Below are 21,371 nucleotides of genomic sequence, written 5' to 3'. Positions count from 1 at the left end.
TCTACGCAACAGCATAGACAGGACGACAATGGCCGCGAGCGGGGCGATGCCGGGCACGGCCATCGCGCTACTCCTTGGCCAGTTGCTCCGGCCTGGCCTGCTCGCCTTGCGGCTGGTCCGCAAGCTGGTAGGTGATCTGCAGTTTCGACTGGCCGGGCACATGCGTGCCGACAGCCATAGGCGTTGCCTGCGACTGCGTAGGCACATGGCCGGCCACGGTGACGACGCCGGCGGCCTGCGCCATCCGATGCACCGCTTGCGGCTCCTGCACGACCCAGGCAACCGTGGCCGCCACGCCGACGACGAACGCCGAGCCGCCGAGCAGCGCCGCCAGGGAACGGCGCACCACCTTCGGCCGCGCGACCGACGCCGGCGCCAGCGCCAGCACCTGTTCGGCGCGCACCCGCCAGTCGGCGAGCTGCTCGTATTTGTGCGCCATGCGCTCGATGAGCTTGCGCGCCGTTTCCTGCGCCTGCGCCTGCTCGCTCCTGCACTTCTCGCGCAATGCCCTGGCCTTCTCGGTGGCTGCCGCGTCGGCTTCCTTCTGGGTGCGCGCCGCCTTGAGCGCGCGCTGCTCCACCTTCGCGCGCTTTTCGTGCTCCGCCCTGGCTTGCGCGTCCTCCGCCTGCCGCTGACGGGCCAGTTCAAGCGCCGTGCGCTCGGCATCGGCGCGCCTGTTTGCCTCGGCGCGCGCCGCTGCCTCGGCGCGCACCTTGTCCTCGAGCAGGGCAAGCGCCTGCTGTTCCGCCTTGGCGCGCGCCTGCTCGACGCGGGCCAGTTCGATCGCCTTGCAAGCCTTGGCCTCGGCCGCCTCGGCCGCGATGCGCTGCACGTTGGCCAGCTCCGCCGCCTTCTCCAGCATCTGCCTTTCGGCGGCCGCGCGCGCCTCGGCGGCCATGCGCGAGGCGCGCGCGGTACGCTCGCGCACCCGCGTAAGCGCGGCCTGCTCTTCTTCGATCCGCGCCAGCTCCTGCGCTTCGGCGCATGCGCCCTTCTCGCAGGCGAGCTGCTCCTGCGCCGCCGCTGCGGCCTGTTGTTCGGCCGCAGCGCGCGCGCGTTCCATGCGCAGCTTTTCCTGCAAAGCCTGCAGCGCCTGCTGTTCCGCATCGGCGCGTTCGCGCTCGACCCTCGCCAGCTCGATCGCCTCGCGCGCCTTGGCCTGCGCGGTCGCGGCAGCCTCGCGCTGCGCATCGGCCTGCTCGGCGGCTTTCTCCAGCAATTGTTTTTCGGCGGCGCACTGCGCTTCGCTGGCTTCGCGCGCAGCCTGTTCCAGTTGTTCGCGCGCGCGCGCCGCCTGCGCCCGCTCCAGTTCGGCTTGGGCCCGCGCTTCGGCTTCGCTTTGCGCAGCCTTTTCCGCGGCCAGCTTGCGCTGCAGCGCTTCGAGCGCCTGCTGTTCGGCGGCGGCCCGCTCCTGCTGCACGCGCGCCAGTTCATTCGCCTCGCGCGCCTTCGCTTCGGCTGCCTCGGCGGCCAGGCGTGCCTGTTCCGCTTCATGCAGTGCGTCCGCCAACTGCCGCTTTTCGGCTTCGCATTTCGCTTCGATCGCTTCGCGCGCGGCACGCTCGGCCTGTTCGCGCTCGCGCATCGCCTGCGCGTGCTCGCTTTCGGCGCGGGCACGCGCTTCAGCGCATTCCTTCGCCGCCTGTTCCGAAGCGCGCAGCTGCAGCGTCGCTTCCAGCGCCTGCTGTTCGGCCTGCGCACGTTGCTCGCTGGTGCGCGCCAGCTCCACTGCTTCGCGCGCCTTGGCTTCAGCCGCCTCTGCCGCCTGGCGCTCGAATTCTGCCTGCTTCGCGGCCTGTTCGAGCAATTGCTTTTCGGCCGCAAGCCCGGCTTCGATCGCCAGCCGTGCCTGCCGTTCCTCGTCTTCGCGCGCGCGCAAGACCTGCGCCTGCTCCTGCTCGGCGCGCTCGCGCGCGTTGGCCTCGGCGCGCGCAGCCTCATCCGCCTGGCGCTTCTGCTCGGCCGCCTGCAGCGCGCGCTGCTCTGCCTCGGCGCGCTCGCGCTCGGCGCGCGCTGCCTCGGTCAGTTCGCGCGCCTTCTTCAGAGCGATCTGGGCCGCCTTGCGCTGCGTATCCACCGCGGCCCGGGTCTGGTCCGCGGCATGTCTTGCCGCCGTCGCTTCCGCTTCGCGCGCCTGGCGCAACTCGCGGTCAGCCTGCTCGCGCGCGCGCAACGCTTCGGTCTGTTCTTGTTCGGCGCGCAGGCGCGCCTGTTCCTCGACAAGCGCCGACTGCTCTGCGGCCAGCTTCTCCTGCGCCGCCAGTAGCGCCTGCTGCGCCAGCTCGGCGCGCTCGCGCTCCACCTGCGCCTTTTGCCGCAGCGCGTCCAGCGCGGCCTGCTCATTCTGCGCGCGCTCTCGTTCCACGCGCGCCAGTTCGACCGCCTCGCGCGCCTTGTCCAATGCCGCCTGGGCCGCCTTGCGCTGCAGGTCGGCACGCTCCATCGCCTTGTCGAGCGCCAGCTTGGCGGCTGCGCACTCCTCTTCCTTGGCGATGCGGGCTGCCGCGTCGGCCTGCTCCTGCATGCGCAGCATCTCGGTGTAGCGCTGCTCGGCGGCCGCGCGCGCCCTGGCCTGAGTACCGGCCGCTTCCTCGGCGCGCACCTTGTCCTTGAGCGCCGCAACGGCACGCTGTTCGAATTCGGCCCGTTCGCGTTCCACGCGCGCCAGCGTAACCGCTTCGCGCGCCTTCTGCGCGGCGGCTTCCGCCGCCTTCTGCCGCTGCTCGGCCTGTTCGGCCGCCCTGGCGTATGTTTCTTCCTCGGCTGCTGCCTGCTCGGCGGCCTTCAGTGCCGCGACGCGCTCCAGCTCGACGCGCTTTTCCGCCAGCTGGGCGGCGCGCTGCTCTTCCTCGCTGCGCATGCGCGCCGCCGCGGCGGCCTGCTGCTCGATCTCGGCGCGCTGCCGCGCATCGGCCGCAGCCTTGGCTTCCGCATTGACGCGCGCGCGCGCTTCGGTGTCGGCGTGGTGTTCGGCTTCCACGCGCGCCAGTGCCAGTTCCTGCAATTCCCGTTCGGTGCGCACCCGCGCCTCGGTCGCTTCGCGAATGCGTTCTTCGGCCTCGGCGCGCGCCTTGGCGGCCGCTGCCGCGACCGATTCCGCATGATGACGGCGCGCGGCGGCTTCGCGCATTTCCGCTTCTGCGTCCAGTCGCATCTTGAGCGCCTCGGCTGCCCGGCGTTCCAGTTCGATGCGGGCCTGGGCGGCCGATTCGCCTTCCTGTTCAGCCAGCGCGCGGGCACGCGCCTCTTCCCTTGCGCGCACTTCGGCCGGCACGCGGCTCAGTGCCGCCTGCAGCGCCAGCGCTTCGGCGCGTTCGCGTTCGCGCGCCACTTCCAGCGCCTCGCTGCGCGCCTGGGCCAGCAATTCCGCGGTCTGGCGCGCTTCCTTTTCGCGCCGTTCCTTTTCGCGCGTCAGCTCCAGCATGCGCGCTTCGGCGCGGGCACGCCCCTCGGCCTCTTCCTTGGCTGCTTCGGCCACGGCCAGTCGCTCCACGGCTTGGCGGCGCGCAAGTTCGCTGTCCCTGGCCACCTGCTCGACGGCGGCAGTGGCGCGCGCCACCAGTTCGGCGTCGGCGGCCATCTGCTCGGCGGCGCGCTTGCGCGCTTCTTCTTCCAGGCGGGCACGCTCCTCCGCCACGCGCTGCGCCTCGGCATCGGCGGCAGCGCGGGCCTGCATCTCGGCCGCTTCCCGCTTGGCGGCGGCGGCGCGCGCTTCGCTGGCTTCGCGCGCCTGGCGTTCCGCGTCGAGGCGGGCGCGCTGGGCGGCGATCGCCTCTTCGGAGGCCTTGGCATTCTGATACGCCTCGGCGGCGGCGGCCGCTTCCAGGCGGGCGCGCTCCTCGGCCAGTGCGCGGGCGCGTGCCTCCGCATGGGCGCGGTTTTCGGCGGCCACGGTGGCCTTGGCTTCCGCTTCCACGCGCGCAATGGCCTCGCGGATGGATTTCAGATCGACGCGCGCGTCGACGGCGCCCGGCTGCGCGGCCTGGCCACCTGCGGCCTGCTCGCCCTCCGGGGACTTGCCATCGAGATCGCGTTTTTTGCGCATCGCCTGGTTTGTTTCCATGTTCGACTCCTGCTGTATGCCGATTCCGTGGTTTTCGTTGTGAATACGCTGGCCGGAATTTCTTACTCCGGGATTATCCGGAGAGTTCCGTCAAGCCAGTCCGGGAAAAGAAGGAGAAATCCCGGTCACTTTGCACTTATGCGCGGCAGCGGTCGCCCCCGACGTGGCAAACGCGTCACGCTTGGAGCGCACAAGGCGCCAAATTCGATGCCTTTTTGATATAAAAAACGTTTTTTCATGATGTGTCACAGTTTTCCGATACAGAATCGGGGCGGCTGTGGCTATACTTTGAATGTTTATTTACGGCAACTTGCTTTTTTAGCAACAAATCTAGTGAAGAGCAAGTGCCCGAGATGTCGATGCGCCCAAACCACAAAAATATGATGAGACAGCAGGACGCACGCCAGGACATGAGCAAGGGTGCCGCGACCGGCGGCATGGGAGACTTGTTCGCCGGATTGAATCACGACGTCCGCACGTCGATGAACGGCGTGACGGGCATGCTGGCGCTTTTGCTCGACAGCGGTCTGACCGACGCGCAGCGGCAGCTCGCCTCGCAGGCGCTGCGCTGCGCCGGGGACTTGATGGCGCTGTTCGACGCGGACGCCGCCTCCCCTTGTGCGGCGCGCCGGCAAGACGCCCCCCCATTTCTCGCCGCCCCCTTCCTCGCCGGCTGCCGCATCCTTGTCGTCGATGACAATTCCGTCAACCGGACCGTGGCACAGCGCTTGGCGGAAAACCTGGGGTGCGCCGTCGAGGCCGCTGCCGACGGCGAACAGGCCGTCGCGATGCATGCGGCGCACCCTTACCACCTGATCCTGATGGATTGCCAGATGCCGCGGATGGACGGTTATCAGGCCACGCAGCGCATCCGCGCGCTCGATGGCGCCGCCGGACGCGTGCCCGTCATCGCGGTGACTGCCTGCGCGGCTCCCGAGGAGCGCGAACGCTGCCTGTGCGCGGGCATGGATGATTTCGTCGCCAAGCCGTTACGCCCGGGAGACCTGGAGGACGCGCTCGCGCGCTGGCTGCCGGCCTCCGCGCCGGTGCATTGCGCGCCGGCCGCCTGCGCCGACGAACTGGACCTGGTGCGCGACATGTTCGGCGCCGATTTCGCCGAGCTGGCAAGGCTTTACAGCAGCGACGGCGCGCCGCGCATCGAGGCCATGCGCCGCGCCGGCGCAGCCGGCGACTGCGCGCAAGCTGCCAAGTTCGCCCATGCGCTCGCCGGCAGCAGCGTGTCGATCGGCGCAACCGGCCTGTCGGTGCTCTGCAAGGAACTGGAGCTGCGCGCGAAAGCGGGCGAGCTGGACGATTTCGGCGCCAGGCTGGCAGATATCGAGGCCGAGTACGGCCGCGTCTGCAGCAAGCTGCAGGCGATGCTCGGCGCGCCCGGTCTGGAATCGTTCGACAACGGCATGACACTCAAGCGGCAAGGATAACTATGTTCGACGGCAGTGTACCCGACGAAAACAACGCTTCGGCCAAAACCGCCCTGGTGGTCGACGACGGCCCGGTGGAGCGCCTGGCCGGCAAGGCGATGCTGGAAAAGCTCGGCTTCACGGTGACCGCCGCAGCCAGCGGCGAGGAAGCGCTCCAGCTGCTCGGCAGCCAGGCCATGGACCTGGTGCTGTGCGATATTTCGATGCCCGGCATGAGCGGCCTCGCCTTGCTGGAGGCCACGCGCGCGCACACGCGCCCGCCGCCGTTCATCATGTCGTCCAGCCACGACGACGCTGAAAGCGCGCTGGCGTCCATGCATGGCGGCGCTTGCGGCTACCTGATCAAGCCGCTGCGCTTCGATACCCTGCGCGCCGCAGTAGTGGACGCGCTCGGCAAGCAGCGGGTTACGAATCCTGCATCGCAGGCCGAAGCGCCGCGTGACGCCCTCACCGGACTGGCCAACAGGCAGGAATTCACGCGCGCGCTGACCGAGCGCATGCAAAATCCCCAGCCAGGCTCGCCTTGCGGCGCGGTGCTGTTCGTCAAAATCTCCGGCCTCAACCATATCAACCACAGCTACGGCCGCGCCGAAGGGAACAAGGCGCTGCAGGCGTCAGCCCGCATCCTGTCCGGACTGGTGCGCCAGGACGACTTGCTGGCGCGCTTCGGTGGCGACCTGTTCGCGATCTATTTCAACGGCATCGACGAAAGGCTGATGGAAGCGCGCACCGCGAGCGTGGTGGAGACCATCGAAGGAACCAAGATGGCGCTGGCCGGCGACGCATTTTCGTTGACGGTGGTAGCCGGCGGCGCCCGCGGGCAAACCGGCATGGAGCCGGAAGAGCTGCTCAACCGCGCCGACTTCGCGCTCCACCTGGCGCGCGACCGAGGCCGCAAGCGCGTCCATATCTACAGCGAAGCCGACGAAGTGCACAAGCGGGAACTGTCGCGCCAGCTCAACCTGCTGGCCCAGGCGCGCGCCGCGCTGCACGACCCGAAGCGCATGGCGATGCACTACCAGCCGATCAACGATCTCGTCACCGGCAAGATCAGTCACTACGAAGCACTGCTGCGTCTCCTCGACGAGCACGGCAAGCCGTGCAATACCGGCGAGCTGATCAAGGTGTGCGAAGTGTTCGGCATGATCGGCCAGATGGACCGCGCCGTGGTGAAAGCGACGCTGCAGGACATGACGCGCCTGCCCGGCAATGCGAACGTGGCGATCAACCTGTCGGGCCAGTCAATCGGCGACCCCGACCTGCTGCAGTTCATCGAAACCCAGATGAACGCGCTGAAGGTGGATCCGACGCGCGTCATCTTCGAGCTGACCGAAACCGCCGCCTTCCACAACGTCGATGAAGTGCGCCAGTTCGTGCGGCATATCAAGAGCTTGGGATGCCGCTTCGCGCTGGACGATTTCGGCGTCGGATTCTCCTCGTTCTACTACATAAGGGAACTCGATTTCGACTACCTGAAGCTGGACGGTTCCTTCATCGCCAAGCTGCCGCACAGCCCGAACGACCAGGTGTTCGTGCGAGCAATGGTGGAGATTTCGCGCGTGTTCGGCCTGGCGGTGATCGCCGAATGGGTGGAAGACCACGCGACGGCGGTGATGCTGCGCGACTTCGGCGTGGCGTTCGGGCAGGGCTACCACTTCGGCAAGCCTGCCCCGCTGCCGCACGGCGGTTGAACCGGGCTCTGAATTCTTCAACTACCCCGCGTTGCCGATACCGCCGGCAACGTCCCTGACATCGGCCTGCCGCAGCGCGCATCGCGTGCGGCAGGCTACCCACCTTCGCGTCAGGCGGCGTCGGTCGCCGACGACGCGGCTTCCGACAGGGCCCACGCATCCAGCACCGCATGCTCCAGTCCCGGCTGCGCGCCGGCCTGGACGGCGCCGACCTTGAGCTTGCGCATCAGCGCCTCGACGACCGCCGCCGGGCTGTCGGACGGTTTGCTGCCGACCGGGATCTGCTGCAGCAGGCGCATCAGCAGACGTTGCTGGGCGCGCCGCAATGCCTGCAGGGCGTGATCGCGCAGCGGCGCCTGCGAGGCGCTGGCCGGCGCGTGCATCAGCACCCGTTCCAGCCCGTCGATGCCGGCCTGGCGCCGCAAGGCCATGCCCAGTTGCAGGAATTGCGGCAGGCTCATGCCTTCCGGACGCGGCACCGAGAGGCCGGCGAACAGGAAGTCGGCGATGCCTTCGAGCGCTTCCACCGTTTCGCAAGCCTGCGCGAAATCGGCCGGCAAGCCTTGCGCGGCAAGCGTCGATTCGCTTACCGGCGCCAGCTCACGCACCGCCTGCGGCCGGCTGAACAGCTGCGTCAGCTCGCGCAGCGCGCCGCTTTCACGCAGCTGCTGCTCGGGCACGGACAGCACGCCAGCCATCACCGCTTTCTGCAGCGCGCGGGTATGGCGGTCGATCTCGATCGACACGTCGCGCGGCACCTGCAAGGCATGCGCGTCGAGCGTCGCGAACACCGGCGCCAGGTTCAGCGCGGCCCACGCCTGGGCCCAGGCGCACAGCACCTCGGTTTCCTTCACGCCGCGCGCGGCGGCGATCTCGGCCACCATCACCGGGCCGCAGCGGTTGACCGCTTCGTTGGCCAGCACGGTGGCGAGAATCGCATTGGCCAGCGGATGCTCCAGCGGATTGCGGCCGGCTACCAGCGCCGGTGGGAAGTACGGCGTGAGCAGCGTCGTCGCCCATGGCTGCTGCGTCAGCGGCAGCTCAGCCAGGATGCGCTTGTAGCGGTTCTTCACGTGGGCCAGCACGACCGCCAGCTCCGGCGCGGTCAGGCCATGTCCTTGCGCCTTGCGTTCGGCCAGCTCGACCGCGGAGGGCAGCTGCTCCAGCTTGCGCGAAATCACGCCTTCCGCTTCCAGGTTCGCGATCAGCGCAGCGTAGCTGTCCTGCGCCGCGCTGTCCGCCTGCGCCTGCGTTTCGCGCGTCAGCAGGTGGGTCTGCAGCGCGTTGTCGCGCAACACCAGCGACACGATATCCGGCGTGATGTCGGTCAGCAGGCGGTTGCGCTCTTGCTCGCTCAGGATGCCGGCGTTGACCTCGGTATCGAGCCAGATTTTCACGTTCACTTCATGGTCGGAGCAATCCACGCCGGCGGAGTTGTCGATCGCGTCGGTGAAGATGTGGCCGCCCTTCAATGCAAATTCGATGCGGCCGGCCTGGGTCGCGCCAAGGTTGCCGCCTTCGGAAACCACCTTGCAGCGCAGGTCGGCGCCGTCGACGCGGATGGCGTCGTTGGCGCGGTCCTTCACCTGCTCGTTGGTCTCGGTGGACGCCTTGATGTAGGTGCCGATGCCGCCGTTGTAGAACAGGTCGACCGGCGCCATCAGGATGGCGTGCATCAGCTCTTCCGGCGTCACGCTGGTCGCCGCGATGCCGAGCGCCGTGCGCGCTTCGGCCGACAGTTCGATCGAGCGCGCGGTGCGCGGCCACACTCCGCCGCCCGCCGAGATCAGGCTCTTGTCGTAATCGTCCCAGGACGAGCGTGGCAGCGCGAACATGCGCTCGCGCTCGGCAAGCGACACCGCCGGATCGGGATTGGGATCGACGAAGATGTGGCGGTGGTCGAACGCCGCCACCAGCTTCATCTGGTTTGACAGCAGCATGCCGTTGCCGAACACGTCGCCCGACATGTCGCCCACGCCGACGGCGGTGATCGGTGTCGTGTTCAGGTCGTGGCCGAGTTCGTAGAAGTGGCGCTTGACCGCTTCCCATGCGCCCTTGGCGGTGATGCCGAGCTTCTTGTGGTCGTAGCCGTTGGAGCCGCCCGAGGCGAACGCATCGCCCAGCCAGAAGCCGCGCTTGACCGCGATGCCGTTGGCAATGTCGGAGAAGGTCGCGGTGCCCTTGTCGGCCGCCACCACCAGATAAGGATCGGGATCGTCATAGCAGACCGTCTCGGCCGGGCGCACGACTTCGCCGCGCACACGGTTGTCGGTCACATCCAGGAGGCCGGCGATGAACTGCCGGTACACTGCCTCGCCCTCGACCGCGATCACGTCGCGCGTCGCGTCCTTGGGCATCATCTTGCACACGAAGCCGCCCTTGGCGCCGACCGGCACGATCACCGCGTTCTTGACCATCTGCGCCTTCACCAGGCCCAGCACCTCGGTGCGGTAATCCTCCATGCGGTCCGACCAGCGCAGGCCGCCGCGCGCCACCGGGCCGCCGCGCAGGTGCACGCCCTCGAAGCGGCGCGCGAACACGAAGATTTCGCGGTACGGGCGTGGCTGCGGCAGCAGCGCGAGCTGGCTGCTGTCGAACTTGAAGATGATGGTGTCGCCCGCCTGCGCGCTCTGGAAGTATGAGGTGCGCAGGGTGGCAAGCATCAGCGTGGCGATGCTGCCCAGGATGTTCTCGGTGTCGGCATGGTTGACCTCGGCCAGGCGCTGCTTGAACGAGGACAGCGTTGCGGTGCCGAAGGCGCGCTGCTCGGCGGAGAGCGTCGGATCGAAGCGCGCGGTGAAGCTTTCCACCAGCGTACGCACCAGCGCAGGCTGGGTCTTCAAGCGCTCGGCCATGTAGCGCAGGCTGAACTTGCAGCCGGCCTGGCGCCAGTAGCTGGCATAGGCGCGGATCAGCTGAACCTCGCGCATGCGCAGGCCGGCGTCGATCACCAGCGCGTTCATGCGGCCGTCCTCGGCCTCGTCGTTGAACAGCGCCTCGAACAATTCCTGCGCCACCTGCGCGACCTGCGGCTGGGCCAGCTTCATGGCGCTTTGCGCGTCGACCGACAGGCTGGTCACGAAATAGCGCGAGCCGTCGGCGGCCGGAATCGAATGGGTGCGCTCGCGCCCGATTGCCACGCCGGCATTCTGCAGCGCGGGCAGGATGGTCGACAGCGGCGGCACTGTGTTAACCGAATGCAGGCGGATGCTGACGGCTTCGGCCGCGCTGACTTCGATGCGCACCTTCACGCGCGCGGGCTGCGGGTTGGACAGCAGCGTGCACAGGTCGCGGTAAGCCACCTGGGCCGTCGCGGACGCAATGTAGTCGGTCGGCAGGATCAGCTCCATCTTGCGCAGAGCGTGGCGCAGCGCGGCGTCCTCGGTGCCGTCGACCAGGCTCTCGAAACTGCTATGCCAGCCTTCCAGCGCGACCTGCATCGGCTGCTGGATGTCGGCATCGAGATCCAGCGCCATGCCGGCGCCGGCGGCGATCAGGTACAGGCGCGCCAGCGGCCCGTCCGACAGCAGCGTCTGGGCGCGTACATCGCGCGCGCCGGAGATGGTCTGCAGGGTTTGCGCCAGGTGGTCGGCCAGGCTGCCGCTGTAGTGCTCGCGCGGCATGTAGATCAACACGTTCAGGTGGCGCCCGTACACGTCGCGCCGCGCGAACACCTTGGCGCGCGGCTGCTTGTACAGGGCCACTACGGAGCCGCATACCTCGGCCAGCCAGGCCGGATCTGCCTCCAGCAGTTCGGTGCGCGGCAGGGATTCGAGGATTTCAAGGAATTTCTCGGCGCGGAATCCTTCGGAACGCACGCCCGCCAGCGACAACACCTGCTTGATGCGGCCGCGCGCGAACGGCAGTTGCGGGAAGGTGCTGAAAGTTGCGGCACGCGAGAACAAGCCGACGAAGCAGTGCTCGCCGAGCACCTCGCCCTGGCTGCCGGTGTCGCGCACGCCGATGAAGTCGAGCTGCTGGTCACGGTGCAGCGTCGACTGCACGTCGGCTTTCACCACCGACAGCGCATCCTTGCGTGCGGCCAGCGTATCGAAGTCGCCCGGGATGCCGGCCAGGCAGTCGCCGTACACCGGATGGCTCTTGTCGGCCAGCACGCCAAGCGCGCTGCCGGGCGTGCGCACCAGTTCGCGCTGGCCGGCCTGCACCTGGTAGCGCGCGTAGCCGAACAGCTCGAAGCCGCCATTCTTCGCCCACTCCAGGAAGGCCGCCACTTCGTGGCCGTCGGCGCCGCCGGGCTGTACGACGGCGCCGGCGGCGACCTCGGACAGCTTGGCGCGCAGCGCGACCGCGTCATGACGCACGGTGGCGGCATCGCCGGCGGCCATGCGGATATTGGCGAGCAAGGTGTCCAGGTCCCCCTGGCCCGGCTGCTCCGCCAGCAGGCACAGCACCCAGGACTCGGCCGGGGCCCCGCCATTACCCACTCTGGAGACGCCGGCGACGCTGCCGTCGGTGGCGCGCTGCACCGACAGCACGGCATTGAGCACGGCGCGCGACGGCACGCGCAGCTTGCGCAGCGCCATCACCATCGAATCGACCAGGAACGGCATGTCCTCGTTGAGGATCAGGAGCGCGGTGCCCTGCCCGCCGCGGCCGTCCGCATACGGCAGCTGCTCGATGCGGCAGCCTTCCTGCGGCGTCCATTTGGCCAGACGGGAAAAGCCTTCCCACAGCGGCGAAGCCAGGCTTTGCGGCGCGATGCCCGCCAGGTCTTCATCTTCGATCGAATCGAGCCAGGTGGCGATCAGCGCCTCGACCTGGGGGTTGCCGGCGGCCTTGTCGGCCAGCGCAAGCTGCAGGACGTGCGAACGTAGGTCTTGCTGTTTCATATGCTCTCCATTGAGACGGATTGAGTGTGCGCCGTATCGCGCAACGCCTCTTCCGTGCACGCGGCATGGCGTGTCGGGAAGAGGCGGCGGCGGGCGCGTCGGCCGGCGACGGCCGGTCGAATAAAAAGGGAAGACGCGCAGCCAGCGGCAAGTCTTTCCTTTTTCCTCGATCGGCATTGATCGCCGTGCGGGTTCATCATAAGGTTGCCTGCGCCGATTAATATTCTTTATTTATGCAAAGTTCTGAAGCTTCTATGGCCGGATTGGCGGGGCGGCCGAGGCGTCCGAACGATGGCCTCCGCGATGTTTCCGCTTAATTATCAATATATTGCGTGCGCGACGTACTGCAATTACAGCGTTGGCCGAAGGGAAAAATAGAAAGGGAAAATCGCCCCGTTTCCGTAACCGGGACAAACCGGATCGAGGTGCCGTACGCATTCCGGACGGGGCATGTCATTAACTAATTTGAGTGCGCAGCAACATATGCTCACGAAGGGTAAGTTTCTGGCAGATTTGTTTAAAAATATTGCTTTTCAGCACAATCATTGACACAACACAATTAGCAAAATTAACAAAAACAACTGACGATTTGTTATGTTCGCTGTATATTTTGTACAAAAAACACCCTTCTGATTGACATTTATTAGCGATATTCTTCCCTTACCCAAAGGCAAGTATTTACTTCATCCAAAAATATGCAGGAGACAATGAGCCTTGGCGTGAAACGCAAGCCCAGGCAGGTCAAATGACAGGTTGCGTCCTGTTTCCTGTACTCCCCGGCGGCGTAAAGCCCCTCATTCGTCCACTGATGTTTCCATCGATGTCGTAAACCGATGCGTCCCGGCTTTTACGGAAAGCCGAGGGCGATTGCTTTTGTTTTTTCCGGTTCAGCCGCAAGAACGGCGAATTGGTTTTTGTCCAAACGACATCATGAAAGGGAGTGGGCATGAAGTTTTTTTCTAAGGTGGCGGGCGCTGTCGTCGGCATGGCGGTCCTGTGCGGCGGAACGGCAGAGGCGCGCGACTGGAGCGTCATCAAGTCCTCGGGAACGATGATTGCAGCGACCGAAGGCGCTTTTTTTCCGTTCAACTATTTTGAAGGCCCGAAGCTGACCGGCTTCGAGGTGGAACTGGCGGAAGCGGTCGTGGCCAAGCTCGGCCTGAAGATGGAATGGCGCGTGGTGTCCTTCGACGCCCAGCTCGCGTCCATTCGCCAGGACCGCTTCGACTTCGCCATCGCCTCCCACGGCTACACCGAGGAGCGCGCCAAATCGGTGGATTTCGCCAATCCCCACTACTGCACCGGCGGCCAGATTGCCGCTGCCAAGGACGGCCCCCTGACCATGGATGCTCTCAAGGGAAAAACCGTGGGCGTGCAGCTGGCGACCAGCTACTACGATAACGCCAAGAAGATTCCCGGCGTGCAAGAGATCAAGACCTACAAGGCGGATCCGGAAGCGTTTTCCGCTCTCAGGGCCAAGAAGGTCGACGCCTGGATTTCCGACAAGTGGCTGATCAAGTCCACGCTGGAAAAGAACGCCGGCTCCGGCATCGTCTCCGGCGAGCAAGTCTTCGTCGAGCGCGTCTCCATGATCCTGCGCAAGAACAACAAGGAACTGAAAGACCAGCTCAACAACGCCCTGGCCGAAGTCGTCAAGGATGGCACCTACGCCAAGCTGTCCCAGAAATATTTCAAGACAGATATTTCCTGTCACCAGTAAGGCAAAGAGCCCAACATGAACTGGACCAAAAAACATCCCGGATGGGCGATGTTTGCGGCGATGGTCGGCCTGCTGGTTTTCCTCTGGGGCCTGGCGGTGCCGCTTTCCCACGCGCCGGCGCCGATCGGACCGGCAGCCCAGCAGTTCGCCGAGGGTGCGCGCGTCACCGTCCTGCTGACCCTGATCTCCGGGTCGGTCGGCGTGGTGCTGGGCATACTCGCCGGACTGGGCAAGCTGTCGTCTTTCGCTCCCGTGCGCTACCTGTGCGACTTCTACGTCTGGCTGATCCGGGGAACGCCGCTGCTGCTGCAGATCCTGTTCGTCTGGCTGGCCTTGCCCCAGATCCTGCCGGAGTCGGTGCAGATCTCGGACTTCGCCTGCGCCGCCATCGCACTGGCCCTGAACATCGGCGCCTACAACACCGAGTGCGTGCGGGCCGGCATCCTGGCGGTGCCGCATGGGCAGATCGAGGCCGCGCGCGCGCTCGGCCTGTCGCCGCTGCAGACCTTCATCGACATTACCCTGCCGCAAAGCATGCGGGTGGCGCTTCCGGCGCTCGCCAACAACCTGGCATCCCTGGTCAAGGACTCGTCGCTGGCGTACGCCATCAGCGTCGTCGAACTGACTATGGTGGGTTACCGCGTACAGGCTGAAAGCTACCAGCCGATCCCGGTGTTCCTGACGGTGGCGGCCGTTTATCTGATCCTGACAACCGCGTTCACGACGCTGACCAGCGCACTGGAAAGTCAGCTCGATGTCGGCCGCAAGCGCTGATGGAGACCAATATCATGATCAACAAACCTGAGGCCAGGCCGATCATCAAGGCGACCAACGTCGACAAGCACTTCGGCGCATTCCACGCGCTGAAAAGCGTCTCCGCCACGTTTTACGAGGGAGAAGTCACCGCCATCCTGGGCCCGTCCGGCTCCGGCAAGTCCACGTTCCTGCGGACCCTGAACCGGCTCGAAGCCCATGACACCGGCTCCATCGAGGTCGACGGCATCGAACTGAGCGACGACCTGAAGAACCTGGACGCCATCCGCCGCGAAGTCGGCATGGTTTTCCAGAGCTTCAATCTGTTTTCGCACTTGTCCATCCTGCAGAACATCACGCTCGCTCCCATGCGGGTGCGCAAGATGTCCAAGGCCGCCGCCGAAGAAAAAGCGCTCGCGCTGCTGGAGCGGGTGGGTCTGAAGAACCAGGCCAGCAAGTACCCGATCCAGCTCTCCGGCGGACAGCAGCAACGGGTGGCGATTGCCCGCGCGCTGGCGATGGATCCGAAGGTACTGCTGTTCGACGAGCCCACTTCGGCCCTCGACCCGGAAATGGTGAACGAGGTTCTCGCCGTCATGCGCGAACTGGCCCATACCGGCATCACCATGCTCGTGGTCACCCACGAAATGGGCTTTGCCAAGGAGGTCTCGGACCGCGTGATCTTCTTCGACCATGGCGTGATCCTGGAGGACACCACGCCCGAGCAGTTCTTCGGGAATCCTTCCCATGAACGCGCAAAGGCATTTTTATCGCAGGTGCGACACGGGTTCTGACCAGCGCGGCTGACGCCGCATATCCGAATCATTTTTTTACCGGTCCCCATGAAGGACCATGGACCACTGCTTTTAAAAAAATCAGGGAGAAATAATGAAATACAACCGTATCGTGGCAGCTCTTGCCGCCGCCGGCTTCGGCCTGGCACCTGTTGCCCACGCCGCCAGTGACGCCGAGCGCATCAACCAGCTCGAAAAACAACTGAAGATGATGCAAGAGCAGATCGAGGCGCTGAAGGCGAACAAGGCTTCGGCTCCGGTTTCTGCGCAGGAATTCAACGACTTGAAGGATCAGGTCAGCGCGCAAGGCAAGGAAGCCGTCGTCGCCGGCGACATTCCGGGCTCGTTCCGCGTCCCGGGTTCCGAAACATCCATCCGCGTCTACGGCATCGCCGAGCTGAACATGGTCCACGAGACCAAGGGAGATAACGGCAAGAACGACTACTCCACGTTCATGCCCTACATGCCCCTGCGCGGCACTGCTGACGCCCAGCGCAGCGGCGGCACCTACCTGCACGCCCGCACTTCCCGCATCGGCATCGAAGGCGCCCAGCCGAGCAGCTTCGGGCAGATCGGCTTCAAGATCGAAGGCGACTTCAACAACGACCCGCGCACCGGCAATTCCCAGCAGAGCGGCAGCATCCAGAGCATCTACACCCAGCAGCAGACCAACAGCTACGACTTCCGCCTGCGTCATGCGTATGCCCAGGTCGGCGGCTGGCTGTTCGGCCAGACCTGGTCCACCTTCATGGACATCGACAACACGCCGGAGACCGTCGACTTCAACGGCCCCATCGGCTCCACCTTCATCCGTCAGCCGATGGTGCGCTATACCTATGTGACGCCGCAGTACGGCAACTTCACGGCCGCCGTCGAGAACTCGGTGAGCTACGTGCTGGACCCGACCGGCACCGCCACCGATGCCGGCTTCGCCAAGACGCCGGACCTGATCGCGCGCTGGGACAAGCCGTTCGACTGGGGTTCGCTGAGCCTGCGCGCGGTGACCACCGAGCATCGTGTCAACGGCGCCATGCTTGATGGTTCCGGCGGCACCACCAACGTCGACGCTTCCCGGCGCGGCTGGGGCGTGGCCGCCAGCGGCCAGATCAAGACCGTCGGCGACGACTTCATCAGCTGGATCGTCACCGGCGGCAACGGCATCGGACGCTACTTCAACTATATCGAAGGCGCCGGCTTCAACCTTGCCAACAACAGGATCGAAATGGAACGCGCGCTCGGCGTCGTACTGGGCTACCAGCGCAAGTTCAACGAACAGTTCCGCATGAACTTCGTCTACGGCTACCAGAAGAACTACGACAACGGCTACACCGACTGGGCGCGCGCCAATGGCCTCGATTCCGGCACCTTCGGCGTGAACCGCTACATCAAGCAAGCCCATATCGGCGGCTTCTGGAATCCGATCAAGCAAGTCGAGATCGGTGCCGAGTACATCTACGGCAAGCGCGAGACCCTGTCCGGCCAACAGGGCGACATGTCGCGCATCAACTTGCTGGCCCGCTACTACCTGAACTAAGCCGGGCAAGCCTGCCGTCGCACCGCCTTGCCATCGCTTGGCCGGCGGCGCGACGGCGTTTTCTTCCACGCGCTGCCCTCTTCGCAGCCCGGCGTCGTGGAGAAAACCTGAGCGACAACTTCCTGTCGTCCGCATTCCTGCAGTCCGGGCGCTCATCTCCGGCGCCAGGACGGCATCGCACCTGACATGAAAGTCCGAACCATGAGCCGATCCCTTGCTAACCTCCTCATGCTGCTTGCCGCCCTGATCTGGGGCACGGCATTCGTCGCCCAGCAGCTCGGCATGAGCAACGTCGGCCCATTGACCTATACCGGCGTGCGCTTTCTGATCGGCGCCGCTTTCATCCTGCCGCTGGCCATGCGCGAGCGCGCCCGCCTGTCCGGCGTCGGCGTGAGCTTCGATCGCGGCGACCTGATGTCGTGGTCGGGGCTGGGACTGCTGCTGTTTCTGGGAGCGTCGTTGCAGCAAGTCGGCCTGATGAGCACCACCGTCACCAACGCCGGCTTCCTGACGGCGCTCTATGTGCCGCTCGTGCCCGTGCTGGCTTGGCTGGTCCATCGCCATCGGCCCCACATTTCGATATGGCCGGGCGCCCTGTGCTGCTTGGCCGGCACCTGGCTCTTGAGCGGCGGCGAACTGGCCGATTTCACCGTCGGCGACCTGTGGGTGACGGCCAGCGCCGTTTTCTGGGCCTGCCACGTGCTATGGGTCGGCCACGTCGCCGCCCGCAAGAACAACCCGATACTCGTCGCATTCGGGCAGTTCGTCGTCTGCGGCCTGCTCTCGCTGGCCCTGGCCCTCGCGACCGAACCCGTTTCATGGCAAGGCATCCAGGCGGGACTGCCGGCGATCCTGTACGGCGGCCTGCTGTCGGTGGGCGTCGGCTTCACGCTGCAGGTGGTCGCCCAGCGCCACACCCGCGCCGCCGATGCCGCCATCCTGCTCAGTTCCGAAACCCTGTTCGCCGCCGTCGCCGGAGCCGTCTATCTCGGCGAGCGCCTCACGGGCATACAGCTTCTCGGCTGCGTCCTGATGTTCTCCAGCATACTCGTCGTGCAGCTGGCGCCCTTGTGGTGGCGGCGGGGAATGCGCGGCATCCGGGCCGACGGCGCATCCCGATAGCCGCGCGCGAGATTCACGCCGGAAGCGGTCTTCCAGCTTTCTCGCCAAGGGCTTCGTTAAACATATTCTGAATGGCGATCAAGCCAAAACGCTTTCGCGCAGGTCGGCAGCCAGCAATGCGCATGTCTGGTCAGGTTCCGCTTCCAGGCGATGCAGCACGAGGCCGACCTTCGGCAACGCCGGCAAGCTGAATTCCGCGGCCGGCAGCGTGCGCAAGTTGTTGCGCAGCCCGAATCTCGTGCGCACCGTCACACCCAGACCAGCGCCCACTGCAGCCCACACCGCCCCGAGGCTGTGGCTGGTGAATGTCAGGCGCCACGGGATGCCTGCCCGGTCCAGCGCCTCGGTGGCAATCGTGCGCATGAGGCAAGGCGCGTCGAATGCCACCAAGGGAAGCGGCATGCTCCGGTTGCGCAGCGATTCGGGGCTCGCGCCCGCCGGCCCGATCCACTCCAGCTGGTAGCGCCCCACTTTTTCCATGTAAGGCGTGTCCTGCGTTCCTTGCCATGTCAGCGCGAGATCGAGCCGGCCGCCGATCATGTCGGACACCAGGTCCGCATTGCGTGCCACTTTCGCCTCGATGCGCACACCCGAGTGGCTGCGCGCGAAGCGACCGAGCACATCCGGCAGCAAATGCTCGCCGAAATCTTCCTGCAAGCCGAGGCGCACGAATCCATCCAGTCCGGCGGCGCCGACGGCCATTGCCGCTTCATCGTTTAATTCGAGCATGCGCCGCGCATAGCCGAGCATGACCTCGCCGGCATCGGTCAATGCCATGCCCCGGCCGGACTTGCGCAGGAGCGTGACGCCGGCCTGATCTTCGAGTTTCTTCAATTGCGCGCTGACCGCTGAGGTCGATCGTGCCAGCCGGTCCGCCGCCTTGGCGAAGCTGCCAAGCTCCATTCCAACCGCAAAGCTGCGCAAGGCATCCAGGTCGAAGTTGACTCGTCGCATTTAATCATCCCAAAAAGCTGAATCGTTTGTTTTTTATTTCCCGATTTTCGAAACGATCATCACGCCATACACTGTCGCTGTCAACCGATTCATACCCATGGGAGAAAGCGCTATGACTTCAATGCTGGGACTGGGGCAACAGGCATTCGGACAAGTTGCACCGAAGTTCGCCGAGGTGACCGACAAGGTGCTGTTCGGCGACATCTGGGAACGGCCCGGGTTGTCAAAGCGCGACCGCAGCCTGATCACGGTCGCCACGCTGCTCTCGCTGTACCGGCTCGAACAATTGCCGTTTCACCTCGCCAAGGCGCTCGAGAACGGGTTGACGCGCGAAGAGCTGGCCGAAGCTGTCACGCACCTCGCTTTCTATGCCGGATGGCCGGCGGCCGCGAGTGCTCTGGGCCTGATCGAAAAAATCTGAATTTTTCAAGGAGACCAACATGCCAATGACTCGCATCTCGCTGCTCAAGGGAAAACCGCAGTCCTACGTGAAGGCATTATCGGACGGGGTGCACCGTGCGTTGGTGGAGGCATTCGACGTGCCACCCGACGACCGTTTCCAGGTCATCCATCAGCATGAACCCGAAGAGCTCGTGTTCGACAGGAATTACATGGGCGGCCCTCGCTCGGACGACTATGTGCTGATCTGCGTTACAGCCGGCAAGCCGCGCAGCACCTCGATGAAGGAAGCGTTCTATCGACGCCTGACCGAGGTGCTTGCCGAATCGCCGGGCATTCATCCGAAAGATGTCATGGTCATCATCAGCATGACGAGTTTCGACGGCTGGTCGTTTAGCGGCGGCGTTGTGTCGCTGTTCCCGCAGGAGCTTGCGCAATGATCGCGATGCAATACAGCCTGGTGCTGCCTGCCGATTACGACATGGGCATCATCGACCGGAGGATTGCCGAGCGCGGGCATTTCACCGACGGCTTTCCCGGCCTGGCCTTCAAGGCCTATCTGCACGCGAGAAAACAGGGCATCCCGGCGAGTTCCGACAACCTGTACGCGCCCTTCTATCTCTGGCATACGACCGAGGGGATGAACGAATTCCTGTGCGGCGCCGGGTTTCAGGGGCTCACGCAATCGTTCGGCTGGCCCTCGGTGCGCACGTGGTCGGTGTGGCATGCGCAGATGTCGCGAGAAATCGCAGGGGCACGGTACGCGCTGCGCGAAACGCTGCAGATTCCCCCCCATGCGGATCTTGCCGCGTTGCGGCGCGCCGAAAGCGCAGGTTCGCGGGAAATGCTGTCAAGCCGCGATGTCCTTGCGACGCTTGCCGGCTTCGATCCGACGAACTGGTGCCTGATCCGATTCCAGTTATGGGACAAGGTGCCGGACCGGCGATCGGACGGGCAGATGCAAGTCTATGATGTCGGCCATGTGTCGACCGGTTGAGCAGCCGTTCAGCGCGAACAGGCCAATCGTCGATACTGCAATGCCGCGATGCCCCCTGAAGTCATCGCGGCGGCTTTAACAGACGCAGCAGCGACACATTTTTTTGCATGCGTTCGGTCCACCATTTCAGCGCCTGCCCGCCTTCGGCGCTGCGCCACGCGAGATAAAACGTTTCCGCCGGCCTTGCCTCTTCGACTTCCTTCTCGACCAGCAGGCCGGATTCGATCCCCTGCCGCGCCCAGGGCTCCGGCAGAAAGCCGAAGCCGAAACCGGCAGCCTGGAATTCGTACTTCGTTCTCATGTCGGGCACTGTCAGCGCATCTTGCCCGAACAAGAGTCCGACCGTACGCACCGGAAGCCGGCGCGCAGAATCGGCGACAGAAATGGCACGGTGCGCCTGCAGATCATCCTTGGTCAGGGGCCGCTGCAAACGGGCCAGCGGATGCGCCGGCGATACCGTAAAGACGAACGGAATTTGCCCCAGAGGCAACGCGGCGTAGCCGCCGCCGGATGGCCCCTCGCCTGCCGCGGCAATCAGCAGATCGACGCGCCCATCCAGCAGCGCCTCCCAGGTGCCGGACAGCGATTCCTGGACGATGCGTAACCGCGTCTGGTCCGCACATGCATAAAATTCGGTGATGTCCTCGCTCAAGCCGGTCGGCGAAAACATCGAGTCCATCCCGATTACGAATTCCGTTTCCCATCCGGAGGATACGCGGCGCACCCGGCATTCCAGATCGCCGGCAGCCTTGAGCAAGTAGCGCCCTTCGCGCAGCAATTCCCGGCCGGCGGCAGTCAGTTCAACCTTGGGACCGCTGCGCTCGAACAGCTGCACGCCAAGATCCTCTTCCAGCTTGCCGACGGTGTAGGAGATCGTCGACGGCACCCGAAACATTTCCTTCGCGGCGCCGGCAAACGAGCCGCGGCGATCGATGGCATCGACGATTTGCAAGGCGTCCAGGCTGAGTTTCAACATTCGAAAATTTCGATGATAGGTTGGTAAATTTTCCGTTTTTGTTTTCCAGCTTTAGCCGCAATAATACAACTCATCG

The 21,371-nt window shown here is 65.3% G+C and carries 14 protein-coding genes; 10 read left to right on the top strand and 4 right to left on the bottom strand.

The window, feature by feature from the left end; genetic code table 11:
* Positions 1-67: 67 nt before the first annotated feature.
* A complete protein-coding gene (locus FAY22_RS04330) occupies positions 68-4,063 on the bottom strand; it encodes a hypothetical protein (protein WP_146329077.1) in 3,996 nt (1,331 codons plus the stop codon).
* A gap of 380 nt (positions 4,064-4,443) precedes the next feature.
* On the opposite strand from FAY22_RS04330, the gene FAY22_RS04325 reads away from it, so the two are divergent.
* Both FAY22_RS04325 and FAY22_RS04320 read left to right on the top strand, forming a co-directional pair.
* Complete coding sequence (locus FAY22_RS04325) at positions 4,444-5,505, top strand: response regulator (protein WP_146329076.1); 1,062 nt, start codon at positions 4,444-4,446, stop codon at positions 5,503-5,505.
* 2 nt (positions 5,506-5,507) lie between these two features.
* Positions 5,508-7,196, top strand: coding sequence for an EAL domain-containing response regulator (locus tag FAY22_RS04320; RefSeq protein WP_146329075.1), 1,689 nt, complete (start codon positions 5,508-5,510; stop codon positions 7,194-7,196).
* Between the two features lie 110 nt (positions 7,197-7,306).
* Here FAY22_RS04320 and FAY22_RS04315 read toward each other — a convergent pair whose 3' ends face one another.
* The gene (locus FAY22_RS04315; RefSeq protein ID WP_146329074.1) at positions 7,307-12,046 is read right to left on the bottom strand and encodes an NAD-glutamate dehydrogenase domain-containing protein; all 4,740 of its coding nucleotides are present in this window, start codon (positions 12,044-12,046) and stop codon (positions 7,307-7,309) included.
* A 946-nt stretch (positions 12,047-12,992) separates the two neighbouring features.
* Here FAY22_RS04315 and FAY22_RS04310 point away from each other — a divergent pair.
* The 5 genes from FAY22_RS04310 (at position 12,993) to FAY22_RS04290 (ending at position 17,969) form a co-directional block, all read left to right on the top strand.
* Positions 12,993-13,766, top strand: coding sequence for an ABC transporter substrate-binding protein (locus FAY22_RS04310; protein ID WP_146329073.1), 774 nt, complete (start codon positions 12,993-12,995; stop codon positions 13,764-13,766).
* A gap of 15 nt (positions 13,767-13,781) precedes the next feature.
* On the top strand, positions 13,782-14,540 hold the full coding sequence (locus FAY22_RS04305) for an amino acid ABC transporter permease (protein WP_146329072.1): 759 nt from the start codon (positions 13,782-13,784) through the stop codon (positions 14,538-14,540).
* A 14-nt stretch (positions 14,541-14,554) separates the two neighbouring features.
* Entirely contained in the window at positions 14,555-15,313 is a 759-nt protein-coding gene (locus tag FAY22_RS04300) for an amino acid ABC transporter ATP-binding protein (RefSeq protein WP_146329071.1), read from the top strand.
* Between the two features lie 94 nt (positions 15,314-15,407).
* Positions 15,408-16,847 carry a DcaP family trimeric outer membrane transporter gene (locus FAY22_RS04295; protein WP_246860652.1) on the top strand — a complete coding sequence of 480 codons (1,440 nt, stop codon included), beginning with the start codon at positions 15,408-15,410 and terminating at the stop codon, positions 16,845-16,847.
* A gap of 201 nt (positions 16,848-17,048) precedes the next feature.
* Positions 17,049-17,969, top strand: coding sequence for a DMT family transporter (locus tag FAY22_RS04290; protein ID WP_146329070.1), 921 nt, complete (start codon positions 17,049-17,051; stop codon positions 17,967-17,969).
* A gap of 78 nt (positions 17,970-18,047) precedes the next feature.
* Here FAY22_RS04290 and FAY22_RS04285 read toward each other — a convergent pair whose 3' ends face one another.
* Positions 18,048-18,923 carry a LysR substrate-binding domain-containing protein gene (locus FAY22_RS04285; RefSeq protein WP_146329069.1) on the bottom strand — a complete coding sequence of 292 codons (876 nt, stop codon included), beginning with the start codon at positions 18,921-18,923 and terminating at the stop codon, positions 18,048-18,050.
* Positions 18,924-19,035: 112 nt separating this feature from the next.
* Between FAY22_RS04285 and FAY22_RS04280 the strand changes: the two genes are divergently transcribed.
* The 3 genes from FAY22_RS04280 to FAY22_RS04270 are packed head-to-tail and all read left to right on the top strand — an operon-like array spanning position 19,036 to position 20,319.
* Positions 19,036-19,344, top strand: coding sequence for a carboxymuconolactone decarboxylase family protein (locus tag FAY22_RS04280; RefSeq protein ID WP_146329068.1), 309 nt, complete (start codon positions 19,036-19,038; stop codon positions 19,342-19,344).
* Positions 19,345-19,363: 19 nt separating this feature from the next.
* Positions 19,364-19,762, top strand: a complete 399-nt coding sequence (locus tag FAY22_RS04275; protein WP_146329067.1) for a tautomerase family protein — start codon at positions 19,364-19,366, stop codon at positions 19,760-19,762.
* Positions 19,759-20,319, top strand: coding sequence for a DUF4865 family protein (locus FAY22_RS04270; RefSeq protein WP_146329066.1), 561 nt, complete (start codon positions 19,759-19,761; stop codon positions 20,317-20,319). Before FAY22_RS04275 ends, FAY22_RS04270 begins: the two co-directional genes overlap by 4 nt.
* 61 nt (positions 20,320-20,380) lie before the next feature.
* Here the strand turns inward: FAY22_RS04270 and FAY22_RS04265 are convergent, their stop codons facing one another.
* The gene (locus FAY22_RS04265; RefSeq protein WP_146329065.1) at positions 20,381-21,295 is read right to left on the bottom strand and encodes a LysR substrate-binding domain-containing protein; all 915 of its coding nucleotides are present in this window, start codon (positions 21,293-21,295) and stop codon (positions 20,381-20,383) included.
* Positions 21,296-21,371 lie beyond the last annotated feature (76 nt).

The sequence above is a fragment of the Noviherbaspirillum sp. UKPF54 genome, assembly GCF_007874125.1.
In the GTDB taxonomy this organism is placed as follows: Bacteria; Pseudomonadota; Gammaproteobacteria; order Burkholderiales; family Burkholderiaceae_D; genus Noviherbaspirillum.
Note: the sequence above shows the minus strand (reverse complement) of the source record. Positions and strands in the feature narration are given on the sequence as shown.